The following is a 13,841-nucleotide window of genomic DNA, read 5'->3' as shown; positions in this document are numbered from 1 at the left end:
GGGGACCACCGAACGAGAGGAGCGCTGTAGCGGGGGTTGATGGTTACTGACGGGCTGCGGAGAGGCGGCCGACGGAAGTGATGTCGAAAGCGGTCAGCGCGGTCTGCCGGCGCATGCTCCAGCAGGCCTGGCCCTTGCCCGTGGGACCGAGGAACATGATCGCCATGTAGACGCACTTCAGGGCGGCCTGCTCGCAGGTAGGGGTCATCCGGACTTCGGGAGTCCGGCCGAAGACCGACAGATCGCCACTGGGGTTGAGCACCACGGCCGGGTCCGCGCTCAGCCGCCCTCCCAGCGGCGACCAGCCCGACCACGGCCCGCCCGTCCCCGTCTGCCACCGGTGATGCGGCCCACCGTCCGTGCCACGGGCGAAGAGGACCGGGCGGTCGGCGCGGCCCAGGCCCGCCAGGAGCAGGACCAGGCCCGCTACGGCACAGGTCACCGCCGTGACCTGCTCGCCGGTGTAGCCGTAGACCGCCAGCCCGGCGAAGACGACCAGCGCGCCCAGCACGCGCACCGCCTGCGGACCGCTCGGGCTGCCCACCCACGGCAGACCGAGCGGGCCGGGGCGACGGGACAGGCCCGCTACAGCGAACATCATGGACAGGATCAGGCCGAAGCAGCAGCCGTTGAGGTACCAGGTGGGCCGCGGGGTGATGACGGCACCGAGCCGGGAACTGACGAGCGGGGGCACCAGCAGTCCGAGCCCCACCCCGACGACCGCAGCCGCGGCTGTCGTCCGCAGGGCTGTCCGGGCCAGCCACCGCGGGCCCTGCGGGGTCTCCGGCGTCGCCGGCAGCAGGTACGCAAGGCCGAAGCACAGGCCGGTCAGGATGCCCGCGAAGTTCAGCACCGCCGACACCGTGGTGTCCCAGTTGGCGATCACTCCGCCGCCGTATACGGCGATGGGTACCAGGAGAGCGGCCGTGGCAAGAAGCGCCAGTACGGCAGGACCGAAGACGCGCAGGGGCCGGGGCATCGCGGCGGGCAGTTCCCACCAGGCCAGGCTCGCCCCGGAGTCGGTCAGGTCGCGGGCGAGGCGGCACAGCCAGCGGTGGGCCGCCTGCGGGTGCCAGGTCGTCTCCGGTCCGGCGAACGCTGTCGGGACGAACGCGTCCAGCAGGTGGTCCTCGATGTCATCCGCCGTGGGGAAGCGGTCGGGGTCGGTCAGTTCGGCCGGGTCGCGGGAGGGGTCCTCGTAGACCGCACGCGCCAGGGTCACCGTCAGCGGAGAGCTCAGGGCCTCCACCAGCCGCGCCGGAGGAGCCTCCAGGACCGGCGTCCAGGCACTGCCGTGCCGTGCCGTGCGCGTCAGGTAGGCGCGTGCGGTGGCGAAGGCCAGCGGCCGCAGTCGCACAATCTCGGCGGCGGTCAGTACGCCGCCCCGCCGCACCCCGTCCGCCCAGGCGGCGGTGCGGCAGGTGAGCAGGGTGGGCAGACGGGTGTCCAGTTCGGCGTTCAGGGAGCGCAGTGCGCTCTCATGCGCGGCCGGCGGGATCTCGTCGAAGCCGTCGAGTACGGGAAGGACCAGACCGGCGTCGAGCAACTCCTGAGCGAGAGTGCGGCTATCCCCCACGGGGGCGGCCAGTGAGCCGTAGTCCTTGGCCAGCCGGTCCGCCAGCCAGCCCCGTAGCGAAAGGGCGCACGGATCCCAGCCCGCCAGCGGGAACAACACCGGTACCGGGTCGCCCTCCTGCCGTGCGTCCAACACACCGAGCACGAACTGTACGGCCACGACGGACTTGCCCGCCCCCGGCTCGCCCAGGACCACCAACCGCCCGGAGCGCACCGCCCGGAAGGCTTCGGCGACACGTGCCACCCGCTGATCGCTCTCCCGGGGAGCGGGCACCGGGACACCGGGGGCCTGGTCGGCCAGCGGTGGACCTACCCGGGACCACTGGACGTCCAGTGGCTCGGGATCGTTCAACCGGCGCCTGCGGGCCTCCGCCGACCACTGGACCCGCACTGCCTCGGCGAGGGCGTCGGCGGCCTGCCGCCGCCCGGCCTCCGGTGAGCCGGCCGGGCCCGACTCGTCGGTGCTCGCTCCCCGCACCAGGTCCAGGACGAAGGTGACCACCGACACGACGGCGGACACCACCGACACCCACATCGACGCGGCGCCGTCGTCGTCACCGCTGAGTACGAGTACTGCGGCCAGCGTCACCAGCGCCAGACACGCCACCGCCAGTCCGGCGCGGCGCAGCATGCTTGCCCGCCGGAAGGATGTCCCCATCACCACAGCCCCATCGCCACCCGTCAGCCGATCATCCGTCACCAAGCTGGCACGATGCTGGGGCCGTTCGGGGCGGGAATCGCGCGGGACCATCTCCCCAGGTGATTGACCGGACGGTTGTACCCACGCCGGGCAGCGTTCCAGGTGCCGCACGATGACGGGTGATCTCGCCACCGGTGTGCGCGGACTGCCGCAGCGACGGAGCCGGCCTGCCGCCGGCCGGCTCCGCTCCTGGTGGTCGTGGCCGGGGGCGTGCTCATTCCAGGGCCGCCCGGACCGGTCGGACCGGGGCGGGTGGGCTGGACGCTGACAGCGGCGGCCGGGGCCGTCGCCTTCCTGGGTAGGCTTCACCCCCGGAGGCCCGGAAACCACGGGCGGTGGGCAGGCAGAAGGACGCAGGCGAGGATCGCCTCGTCACTCGCCTTCCGGCCGCCGCACGAGCCGAGCACTCCGATACGCGGATCCGGCAGAACAGCCGACGGGCGCTGCGCTGGTCAACCATCTCCGGCCGACATCGCCCGCGGTGGCGCGCGCGGGGTCGCCGTGTCCTCCGGCGCCCACGGCATCACCGGCGTGCGCTGGGACGACGCGCAGTTCGAGCATGGCTACGACAGATGGCAGGCCTACGGGCAGGCCAAGGTGGCGAACGTACTCGGACAAGGGTGTAGTCGATGCGCACCAGCCCGTCGAAAGCCGGTACTCACGGTCGGCGCCATGCCGCATGGGCGTCACTGGGTGTCCCCGCATGCCGTTCTCCGTGATGAGGCCGCCAGAGGGTCTGCCGCATGATGGTGCGGGGCAGCCAGGGATGCCTCGTACGGAGCGCGCAGAAAGGTGTAGGGCCCGAGGGGGAGTTCGCCCCATTCAGGTCGGCAGGGCTGGTGGAACGCACCCCAGGTGATCGTCTGCTCCGTGCGGGTGACCGTGGCCAGCAGCGGCCAGCAGGCGTCGATGCCACAGGGGCAGCCCAGGAGGAACAGGGCGCCACTCCCCTGGTGTCGGAGCCCCGGTTGTGCGTCTCCCTGGAAATGAGCCCGGGCCCGGGCTTCGTCAGCGAAATACAGCGGGGCGTGCTGACGCAGGAGGAAGGCCTCACGCTCCTCCGGGGTGTCGTCATCGTCGTCGAGTTCTCGCGCCCAGAGCTCTCGCGTCGCTTGTGCGACGAGGACGCGCAGATCCGTGCCGCCGATCTGGATGCCCCACACGGTCAGGTGGGCATATTCGGGGTGAGGTTGGCGGAGGAACCGCACCTGGTGCGGGACGGTGACTTGTCCGGGCGAGCCGGTTCGCGGGGTCATGGGGTCATCTTGTGGGGGTGTCCCATCCGCCGGCCATCGGATACTTGGCAGGATCGATGCCCGCCTCCTGTGGGGCGGGGTCCACGAGCCGCGCCTGGGCGATCCGCTGGTGCGGCCGACGGGCGCGCACCCCTGGGTTGGCCGCCCTGGTACGCGGCCTCAACTGACTGTGCGGGGAGTTTCTTGGCTGCCGCCGGTGTCCGGGAGACCGTACTCGGGGCGGCTGCCGGTAGAGGGCTGTTCGGTGGCCCGAGGAGTGAGGCGCCGCAGGAGGGCTGCGGCCAGGGCGTCGGCGGCGGTGACGCAGTGGGCAAGGAACAACGAGGGCTCGATCACTTCGCACTCCAGCAGCAGCGGGGCGCCTTCGGGGCCGGGCACGAGGTCGATCCGTGCGTACAGCGGGGAACCGAAGCGGCCGGCCACGGCCTTGACGACTGCGTCGCCGCAGTCGAGTTCCGGCCCGGTCGCCGCACAGGGCGTGATTGTCGCGGTGGCGAGCAGGCCGTCCTGTGCCTCGGCGCCGGGCTTGAGCAGGGCGCTGCGCCGCACGGCGTGACTGTAGGTGCCGTCGAGGTAGATCAGTGACAGTTCTCCGTGTGCGTCGACGGCGTGCTGGTAGGGCTGGGTCAGTACTGTCCGGCCGCGTTCGAGGAGTTCTCGGGCATGGCGGTGCGCTCGCGTCCGCTCTGCCGTTCCGGGGCCGTAGCGGGCGGTGTCCTTGGCCGAACAGGAAACGGACGGTTTGACGACGTACTCGGCCTGGGCGGGGGCAGCCCACTGATCGCCCGGGCCGGTCCAGGTGCTGGGCACGATCGGCACGCCGTCGGCGGCGAGGTCGGCCAGGTACCGCTTGTCGCTGTTCCACTCGACCATGGGGAAGCAGTTGCACAGCATCGACTCGGTGGCCGCCCGGCGGGCCCAGGCGAGGAACTCCTCGCTGCGCTTGGGGTAGTCCCAGGGAGACTCGAGCAGCACGGCGGCGAACCGGCTCCAGTCCACGGGCTCGTCCCAGGGCAGCGTCACCGCCTCGACACCGACCCGTGCCAGAGCCGCGGTCAGGGGAGCCAAGTCGTCATCGGGTTCTTCCGGGACACGGGACTCCACCAAGGCGACCTGCACTCGATACATGGCTGGTTCTCCTCACTCACGGTGTGTGCCGGATTGGTCGGTGCGTCTGCGACACGCTTGGGTCAGTAACGCCAGCGGGTGGCTTCGACGGTCTGGGTCCGGGTGCTGTCGGCGAAGAGAACGCTCTCCGCGTCGCGTACCGCGAGTACCGAGCCGAAGAGGTGGTCGCCCATCGCTTTACGGAGCACCGCCGAGCCCTCGAGGTGCCGGACGGCCTCGTCCAGGCCGGCCGGCAGCCGCTCGACGCCCCGCCGCTCCAACTCGACGGGGTCGGCGTGGGCCGGGTCGTCGGAGTACTCCTCGGGCAGGCACAGCGCTTCCTCGCACCCCGCCAGGCCCGCGGCGATGACCGAGCCCACCACCAGGTACGGGTTGGCCGCCTGGTCGAAGCACTTGAGCTCGGCGTTCGCGCAGCGGGACGCCTCGTGGGCCGGTCCTGTGACGAAGCGCAGCGCCGCCTCCCGGTTCTCCCATCCCCAGCAGCGGTAGGCGCCCGCCCAGGCGGACGGCGCCAGCCGCAGATAGCTGGCCGGGGCGGGGCAGCCGATGGCGGTCAGGGCGGGAAGCGACCGCAGGACGCCGGCGAGGAAGGCTTCGCCTTCCGACGTCATGCCGCGAGGCCCCGTACCGCCGTGCATCAGGTTCTCCTCGCCGCGCCACAGACTCAGATGCACATGCCCGCCGTTGCCGATGCCGGAGGGCGTCGTCAGGGGGGCGAAGGATGCCCGCAGCCCATGGGCGTGGGAGACGGTGCGCACGGTGTGCCGGACCAGGACTGCGGTGTCGGCGGCGCCCAGCGGGTCCTCGGCGGCAGTGGAGACCTCGAACTGGCCCGGTTCGTACTCCGGGTGCACCTGGAGGACCTCCACGCCCTGTGCGGTGAGCGCATCGACGACGTCGAGGAGGTACGCACCGGAATCCGCCAGCCGGGACAGCCCGTAGGCCGGGCCGTCGCCGAGGCCGCCGGGGCCGAGGCTCCACTCCGTCTCGAACCCCATGAGCAGGCTCAGTCCCAGATCGGCCGCCCGCCGCACCATGCGGTTGACGAAGGACCGGTGGCAGCCCGGGTACGGGGCACCGTCCTGGCCGTAGCGGTTTGCCGGCGCCCACGCCCAGCCGGGCTGTGCGGCCAGCGGGACGAGCCGGTTCATGTCCGGCAGCAGGAGCAGGTCGCCGCACGGGCCGCCGTGACCGTCCGCACGGGCCGTCGAGTCGTCCACCAGGAACGTGTCGAACACCGGGGACATCCCCACGCCGTGGCCCGCGAGCTGGTGCAGACGGCCGAGCGGCACCGCCTTGGCCCGGCTGATGCCCGCGTTGTCGACCCAGCTCAGCGCGACGACGCGCACCCCCGCTTCGGTCATGCCGGCCATCGCCCGCTCCACCCACGCCGCTCGGTCAGCCATGCCGACATGATCAACTGAGCAAGTCCTCAAACCTCCCGCCACTCCCCCACAGGCGCGACCACCACCCGATCGGCCGAAGGAGCGCTCCAGGGTTGCGGTCCGCGGTCGGCTCGGTGATTCAGCCCGTCGTGGGCAAGGCGGCAGCCACCGGTGAACGGTCAGGCCCCTGGCCCGGTCGGTGAGTGAGCCGAGCAGGGGCATGGTCTCGTGGAGCTTTCCGCGGGAGTCGAAGTAGCGCAGTGTGTTGACGTGGGTGTGGGCGGGCTCGGGCGGCAACCGGGGGACGCCGTCGTTGTTGTCGACGAAGCGGTACATCCGGTCCTTGAAGCCCTTGTTGCAGGCGGTGGCCAGGAGCCGGTCGCAGGTGCGGGGCTGGCCGTAGGTGTACACGCCGTCGGCGGCCGGACGCGGCTCTTCGAGGCACATGCGGGCACCGGCGAGCATGGCCAGGGCTCCGCCGAGGCTGTGTCCGGTGAACCAGGCGGTCTGGCCGTTGGTGCGGTACTCCGCGACGGCGTCCGCGACCTCGGGGTGGATCGACTCCGGCGCTTCGGCGAAGCCGTGGGGGACATAGCGGTGCCGCACCTGGTCGAAGCCCCAGGCGCGTACCTGCTTCTCGATCGCGGGGACGTAGGCGAGGCCGGATGCCTTCGCCAGCCGGTACGCGTGGGCAAGGCTGTAGCCGGTGGCAGAGTGGTCCATGGTCGACGGCACGGACATCGCTGATACTTCTCGCACTGGAGCCGGGACGCGCCCGCACGAGATGTGGCCAGGCGCCTTCGCTGCCCGTGGTACACGGGCTGTTACGGCCGATCGGCGCCACGCGCCCGGACCGTCACTCGACTGCCTCGGTGGGGGGGGACGACCATCGCTCAGTAGCGGAACTCGCGCGGCGCGTGCTGGAGACTCACCCAGTGGTGGGTGGTGAACTCGTCCACGACCCAGTCGCCGCCGAAGCGTCCCAGCCCGGATGCCTTCTCACCGCCGAAAGCGATGTGCGCGTCGTCGTGCACGGTCGTGTCGTTCACATGCGTCATACCCGCCTGCATCCTGAGCGCGAACCGCAGGCCCCGGTCGGTGTTCCGTGTGTACACGCCGCTGGACAAGCCGTACTCGGTGTCATTGGCGAGTCGCAGGGCGTCCTCCTCGTCGTCCGCCCTGATGACGGTCGCGACCGGGCCGAACACTTCCTCCCCGGCAGTGGTGACGTCGTTGCCACCGAGCAGGACTTGCGGCGGCAGGACCTGTCCGGTGGGTCCGGTCGGCTCGCCGGTGAGGACCAGTTCGGCACCGTCCTCGACGGCACCGGCGACCTTCTCACGGATGGAGTTCAGCTGCTTGTCGTTGATGACGGGGCCGAGCCGCGTACTGGCGTCGCGCGGGTCGCCGTAGCGCAGGGCGCGGGCACCGGCGACGAAGCGTTCGACGAAGGCGTCGTACACCGCGGTGTGGACGATGACGCGGTTGGTCGCCATGCACACCTGGCCCTGGTGGAAGTAGCTGCCGTACAGGGCACCTGCGACGGCCTGCTCCAGGTCGGCGTCGTCCAGCACCACCAGGGGGCCGTTGCCGCCCAGTTCGAGCGCCAGTCTCTTGATTCCGGCCTTCGCGGCGATACCTCTTCCCACGGGAGTGGAGCCGGTGAAGGACACCACCCGGGGCGCCGCGTGCTCCACGATCGCGTCCCCGATGTCGCTGCCGCTGCCCACCACCACGCTCAGCAGGCCTGGCGGCAGACCGGCCTCCTCGTACACCTTCGCCAGGAACAGCCCGCCGGTGACCGGGGTGTCACCGGCGGGCTTGAGTACCACGGCGTTGCCGAGGGCCAGCGCCGGCGCGACCGACCGGTTGGACAGATGGACGGGGAAGTTCCAGGGGCTGATTACCGCGACGACGCCCGCAGCCGTGCGGTAGACGCGGTTTTCCTTGTCCTTCATGTCGGAGCCCGCGCTGACCCAGGTGTTGATCCGGTCGGCCTGTGCGGCGGCCCGCTCGGTGACCGCGCGAGTGAGCGTCAGCTCCATGGCGGCGCGGGGGCGGGTGGCGCCCGCCTCGCATTGCAGCCAGCCGGTGAGTTCGGCCTCACGGTCGGCCAGGATCCGGGCCGCCCGTCGCATGGTCTCCGCGCGGTCCTCGGCGGGCCTGCGGGACCACTCCTGCTGTGTCTCCCGCGCGGCGTGGTACGCCTCGTCCAGATCGTCCGTACCGGCGAGCTCGGTCTCCGTCAGGACGTCTCCGGTGTATGGATCGGTGTTCTGCCGGGAGCGTCCCGCCGTGCCCGTACGCCACTCGCCGGCGATGAGCATGCGGTCGAAGCCTGTGTAGGTGCCCTGGGTGGCCGTGCGCGCCATGGTGCCTCCTTGTCGTCGCCTGCCGCGTCACCGGATTCGGTTCGCGCCGGGAGCGCTGTTCGCCGTTCGTCGGACGGCCCGCGGTCGGTACGGGGGACGGGACGGCGGCGTCAGCGCCGGTACGGGCCGACCGGGGTGCCGTAGGCGGTCCGCTGCTTGTCCCGAACGCATGGACGTCTTCGGCCGTGGCGACGTCCGGTGAGGACGCGGTGCGACTGGCTGCCCGGCCGTGTCTCGTCGGTGTCCAGCCCCCGCGGTGCGGGTCGGCACCCGTGACCAGCCAGTGCAGGAAGGCCCCGACGGCGCGTCCGGGTCCTCGCGTGGCCGTGCGGGTTCTGGTGCCTCGTCGGGCACGCCGGGCCATGTCACCGTCAGGGGGACGTTCTCGCCGTCCATGGCCCAGCGGGCGGGAATCCTGATGCGCTCGCTGGACGCGGCACCGCTGAGCTCGATACCAGCCATCGCCATGCCGGGCGAAGTACCACGAAAAGAGGCGGCTCACACGCGTTCGGATGCCTGGGGCGCGGGGCACCTGGCCCCGATCGGGCGGGAGACCTCTGCCCGCGGCAGCGATCGGTGACAGCCGCTTCCGTCCCCGCAGGCGCACGCCCGAGGCGCCTGCGAGTCGAACAGTGGCGTGCGGCCCCCGCCAACGGCTGACGCCGGTGGGGAGGGCCGCGCCCGGTCCGCGACCGCCGTCAGTCGCCGGGGCGACTGCTGTCGTCGGTGGCACCGGGCCGGTCGCCGCGGTGCCGGCTGCCGGGCAGCATTTCCTGCACCTTGGCCTTGAAGCCCTGCTTGATCACGGAGCCGCGATCGCTGTCACCCTGGAGGATCGCGGTGGCGGCCGCCTCGATCTGGTCCAGTTCGGCGTGCGGCGGGATGGGCGGCACGGCCGGGTCGGTGCGGAAGTCGATGACGAACGGGCGGTCCGCGGCCAACGCCTGTTCCCAGGCCGCCTCGACGTGCTTGGGCTTCTCCACCCGGACGCCGTCCAGGCCGATACTGCGAGCGATCTCGGCGTAGGGCAGGTCGGGGATGTGCTGCGACTCCTCGAACTGCGGGGCGCCGGACATGGCCCGCATCTCCCAGGTGACCTGGTTGAGGTCGCCGTTGTTCAGCACCGCCACGATGAGCCGCGGGTCGGACCACTCACGGTGGTATTTCGCCGCGGTGACCATCTCCATCATGCCGTTCATCTGCATCGCGCCGTCACCGACCAGGGCGATCGCCGGGCGGTCGGGGTGGGCGAACTTGGCGCCGATCGCGTAGGGCACGCCGGGGCCCATCGTCGCCAGCGTGCCGGACAGGGAGCCGCGCATGCGGCCGCGGAAGCGCAGGTGGCGGGCGTACCAGTTGGCGGCGGAGCCGGAGTCGGCGGTGACGATGGCGTCTTCGGGCAGCCTGCCGTCCAGGGCGTGGACCACGTACTCAGGGTTGACGGGGTCGGCGTCCACGGCGGCACGGCGCTGCATGACCTCCCACCAGCGGGAGACGTTCTTCTCGACCTTCTCCCGCCAGGCCCGGTCCTCCTTGCGGTGCAGGCGCGGCAGCAGCCGCCGCAGCGTCTCGCGCGCGTCACCGACGAGGTTCACCTCGAAGGGGTAGCGCAGACCGATCATGTGCGGGTCGATGTCGATCTGCACCGCCCTGGCCTGGTCCAGTTCCGGCATGAACTGCGTGTACGGGAAGCTGGAGCCGATCATCAGCAGGGTGTCGCAGTCCTGCATCAGGTCGTAGGAGGGGCGGGTGCCCAGCAGGCCGATGGCGCCGGTCACGTACGGCAGGTCGTCCGCCAGCACGTCCTTGCCGAGGAGGGCCTTGGCCACGCCGGCGCCGAGCACCTCCGCCAGCCGCTCCACCTCTTCGCGGGCGCCGCGGGCGCCCTGTCCGACCAGGACGGCGACCTTCTCGCCGGCGTTCAGCACGTCCGCGGCCCGCTGGAGGTCCTCGTCGGACGGCACCGGCGCGGAGCGGCCCAGCCCCAGGCTGGACGGCACCATCTTGAACGCGTGGCCCGGCGGCGAGTAGTCCAGCTCCTGCACGTCGGCCGGCAGGATGATCGCGGTGACGGTCCGCCTGGCGTAGGCGGTGCGCATGGCACGGTCGATCAGGTTCGGCAGCTGCTCCGGCACGGTCGCCGTCTCGCAGAAATCCGAAGCGACGTCCTTGTAGAGGCTCGCCAGATCGACTTCCTGCTGGTAGGAGCCGCCCATGGCGCTGCGGTTGGTCTGCCCGACCAGTGCCACGACCGGTACATGGTCGAGTTTGGCGTCGTACAGGCCGTTCAGCAGGTGGATCGCACCCGGCCCGGAGGTGGCCGCGCACACCCCGACCCTGCCGGAGAACTTGGCGTATCCGACGGCCTGGAAGGCGGCCATCTCCTCATGGCGCGCCTGCACGAACTTCGGGTTGTTGTCCGCCCGTCCCCAGGCCGCCAGCAGGCCGTTGATACCGTCGCCGGCGTAGGAGAAGACATGGTCGACATCCCAGTCGCGCAGCCGCTGGAGAATGTAGTCCGACACCTTCATGCTCGCCATGGGCGGTGCTCCGTTCCTGCTTCGGTGAGTTCCGCACGACGGCGGACGACAGCGCACGGGTAACCCTGGCAATCGCGGGGAAACGCCGTAGCCGAGCCATCGCCCTGCCGGCCGCCTCCGGCGCCCTCGACGCGCGCGGAAGCCCTTGTTCGGTACCGCCGACGCGACTCGTCGCCCTCGCCGGACGTTGAACGGGACCGCGCACCCCTCGTCGGTGTCGCCGGTGCTCGGCAGGACCTCGTCACTCACCCTCGACTGCGTGGACACGCGCACAGGAACGGTGCCGCTCTGACGGAGGACCATGCTGATCCAGGAGCCGCGCCGCTGTTCACCAGCCCGACCGTGCGCCACCGTCGTCAGCACGTGAACGGCGAGCGCCCCGGCCCGCGTGCGCAGCGGACCCAACCCCGCGGCCGGCAACGGCGCTTCGCGCGTCAGGACCTTCCCTGCACAGCAGCAGCGGTGCGACCACCCACCAGGCTTAATGAAAGTCAAAAGAAAAGGGTTGTCAGGAACCTTGACCGCGACTGGCACGCCGGGCAAGGTTCCGGAGAGCGCTCTCCCACCCATCCGCGTCAAGGAGTCTCTCCATGCCCACTGTCGGCATACCCCCGGCGGCGCCGGTGTCGCGCAGACCCGGTCGCCGCGGGCTCGTCGGCGTCCTGGTCACCGCCCTGGCCGCCGCCCTGCTCGCCGTCGTCCCCGCCACGCAGGCCCAGGCCGCGCCCGTGCTGTTGTCCCAGGGCAAGCCGGTCACCGCCTCCAGCGAGGAGCACTACGGCACCCCGGCGACCGCGGCCGTCGACGGCGACAACGGCACCCGCTGGTCCAGCGCCGCCGCCGATCCGCAGTGGATCCGCGTCGACCTCGGCGCCCCCGTCTCCCTCAGCCAGGTCGAGTTGCGCTGGGAGGCCGCCCACGCCAAGTCCTACCGCATCGAGACGTCCCAGAACGGCACTGACTGGTCGACGGCCTACTCCACCACCACCGGCACCGGTGGTACGGAGACCGTGGACGTCTCCGGCACCGCCCGGTACGTCCGCATGCTCGGCACCACCCGCGCCACCGGATACGGCTACTCCCTCTGGGAGTTCAAGGTGTACGGCACCACCGGCGACGACCCCGGCCCCGTGATCCCGGGCGGCGGCGACCTCGGCCCCAACGTGCACGTCTTCGACCCGTCCACGCCCGGCATCCAGGCCAAGCTGGACCAGGTCTTCGAGGAGCAGGAGTCGGCGCAGTTCGGCTCCGGCCGGCACGCCTTCCTCTTCAAGCCGGGCACCTACGACAACCTCAACGCCCAGATCGGCTTCTACACCCAGATCCTCGGTCTCGGCCTGCGCCCCGACGACACGACGATCAACGGTGACATCACCGTCGACGCCGGCTGGTTCAACGGCAACGCCACCCAGAACTTCTGGCGCGGCGCGGAGAACCTCGCCGTGACTCCGGTCAACGGCACCAACCGGTGGGCGGTCTCGCAGGCCTCCTCGTTCCGCCGGATGCACGTCAAGGGCGGCCTCAACCTCGCGCCCAACGGCTACGGCTGGGCCAGCGGCGGCTACATCGCCGACAGCAAGATCGACGGCCAGGTCGGCAACTACTCGCAGCAGCAGTGGTACACCCGCGACAGCTCGATCGGGGGCTGGTCCAACAGCGTGTGGAACCAGACCTTCTCGGGTGTCGAGGGCGCTCCCGCCACCAGCTTCCCCGAGCCCCGCTACACCACGCTCGACACGACCCCGATCTCCCGCGAGAAGCCCTTCCTCTACCTGGACGGCGACGAGTACAAGGTCTTCGCGCCCGCCAAGCGGACCAACGCCCGCGGCACCACCTGGGCGGGCGGCACCCCGCAGGGCGAGTCGATCCCGCTGGACGAGTTCTACGTCGTCAAGCCCGGCGCCACCGCCGCCACCATCAACGCCGCCCTCGCCCAGGGCCTGCACCTGCTCTTCACCCCCGGGGTCTACCACGTCGACCAGACGATCAACGTCAACCGGGCCGACACCATCGTGCTGGGCCTCGGCCTCGCCACGATCATCCCGGACAACGGGGTGACCGCCATGAAGGTCGCCGACGTCGACGGCGTACGGCTCGCCGGCTTCCTCATCGACGCCGGACCGGTCAACTCCCCGACGCTTCTGGAGATCGGGCAGCAGGGCGCGTCCGCCGACCACGCGGCGAACCCCACCACCGTGCAGGACGTCTACATCCGCATCGGTGGCGCGGGTGCGGGCAAGGCGACCACCAGCATGGTGGTCAACAGCCACGACACGATCATCGACCACACCTGGGTGTGGCGGGCCGACCACGGCGAGGGCGTCGGCTGGGAGACCAACCGGGCCGACTACGGCGTCCGCGTCAACGGCGACGACGTCCTGGCCACCGGACTGTTCGTCGAGCACTTCAACAAGTACGACGTCGAGTGGTACGGCGAACGCGGCCGGACGATCTTCTACCAGAACGAGAAGGCGTACGACGCCCCGAACCAGGCCGCCATCCAGAACGGTGCGACGCAGGGATACGCCGCCTACCGGGTCGACGACTCGGTCGACACCCATGAGGCATGGGGGCTGGGCAGTTACTGCAACTACAACGTCGACCCGGGCATCCGCCAGGACCGCGGCTTCGAGGCGCCCGTCAAACCGGGGGTGAGGTTCCACAGCCTCCTCGTGGTCTCCCTCGGCGGCATGGGCCACTACAACCACGTCATCAACGACACCGGCGCGTCCACGGTGCCCGCCGGCACCACGACCGTGCCGTCCACCGTCGTGTCCTATCCCTGACCTGTCCGTCCGCCACAACTCCCCTCCGGGCCGGATGACACCCCCACGCCCCCGGCCCGGAGGGGCCATCACGCGGTGCTCCCTCATCCCTCACCTCGT

Annotated in this window: 7 protein-coding genes and 2 pseudogenes; 2 read left to right on the top strand and 7 right to left on the bottom strand. The window is 71.1% G+C overall.

Features of this window, described 5'->3' with window-relative positions; translation table 11 throughout:
• Window positions 1–43 precede the first annotated feature (43 nt).
• A complete protein-coding gene (locus ACH4NX_RS06425; RefSeq protein WP_398126841.1) occupies window positions 44–2,233 on the bottom strand; it encodes an NACHT domain-containing protein in 2,190 nt (729 codons plus the stop codon).
• A 487-nt stretch (window positions 2,234–2,720) separates the two neighbouring features.
• Between ACH4NX_RS06425 and ACH4NX_RS06420 the strand changes: the two are divergent.
• Window positions 2,721–2,887 (top strand): annotated as a pseudogene (locus ACH4NX_RS06420) (oxidoreductase); the annotation flags it as partial.
• A 74-nt stretch (window positions 2,888–2,961) separates the two neighbouring features.
• Here the strand turns inward: ACH4NX_RS06420 and ACH4NX_RS06415 are convergent.
• The 6 genes and pseudogenes from ACH4NX_RS06415 to ACH4NX_RS06390 all read right to left on the bottom strand — a co-directional run bounded on the left by ACH4NX_RS06415 (window position 2,962) and on the right by ACH4NX_RS06390 (window position 10,956).
• Entirely contained in the window at window positions 2,962–3,531 is a 570-nt protein-coding gene (locus ACH4NX_RS06415; protein ID WP_398126842.1) for a hypothetical protein, read from the bottom strand.
• Between the two features lie 159 nt (window positions 3,532–3,690).
• Window positions 3,691–4,659, bottom strand: a complete 969-nt coding sequence (locus ACH4NX_RS06410; protein WP_398126843.1) for a RimK family alpha-L-glutamate ligase — start codon at window positions 4,657–4,659, stop codon at window positions 3,691–3,693.
• A 62-nt stretch (window positions 4,660–4,721) separates the two neighbouring features.
• Window positions 4,722–6,065, bottom strand: a complete 1,344-nt coding sequence (locus ACH4NX_RS06405) for a glutamine synthetase (protein WP_398127160.1) — start codon at window positions 6,063–6,065, stop codon at window positions 4,722–4,724.
• A gap of 78 nt (window positions 6,066–6,143) precedes the next feature.
• A pseudogene (locus tag ACH4NX_RS06400) lies at window positions 6,144–6,785 on the bottom strand (lipase family protein); the annotation flags it as partial.
• A gap of 152 nt (window positions 6,786–6,937) precedes the next feature.
• Window positions 6,938–8,416 carry an aldehyde dehydrogenase family protein gene (locus tag ACH4NX_RS06395; protein WP_398126844.1) on the bottom strand — a complete coding sequence of 493 codons (1,479 nt, stop codon included), beginning with the start codon at window positions 8,414–8,416 and terminating at the stop codon, window positions 6,938–6,940.
• A 698-nt stretch (window positions 8,417–9,114) separates the two neighbouring features.
• Window positions 9,115–10,956: a thiamine pyrophosphate-requiring protein gene (locus ACH4NX_RS06390; RefSeq protein ID WP_398126845.1), complete on the bottom strand. Its 1,842-nt coding sequence runs from the start codon at window positions 10,954–10,956 to the stop codon at window positions 9,115–9,117.
• A gap of 590 nt (window positions 10,957–11,546) precedes the next feature.
• Here ACH4NX_RS06390 and ACH4NX_RS06385 point away from each other — a divergent pair.
• On the top strand, window positions 11,547–13,742 hold the full coding sequence (locus ACH4NX_RS06385; protein WP_398126846.1) for a discoidin domain-containing protein: 2,196 nt from the start codon (window positions 11,547–11,549) through the stop codon (window positions 13,740–13,742).
• The last annotated feature ends 99 nt before the right edge of the window (window positions 13,743–13,841 follow it).

It is taken from the genome of Streptomyces sp. NPDC017225 (assembly GCF_044331465.1).
GTDB lineage: Bacteria > Actinomycetota > Actinomycetes > Streptomycetales > Streptomycetaceae > Streptomyces.
Note: the sequence above shows the minus strand (reverse complement) of the source record. Positions and strands in the feature narration are given on the sequence as shown.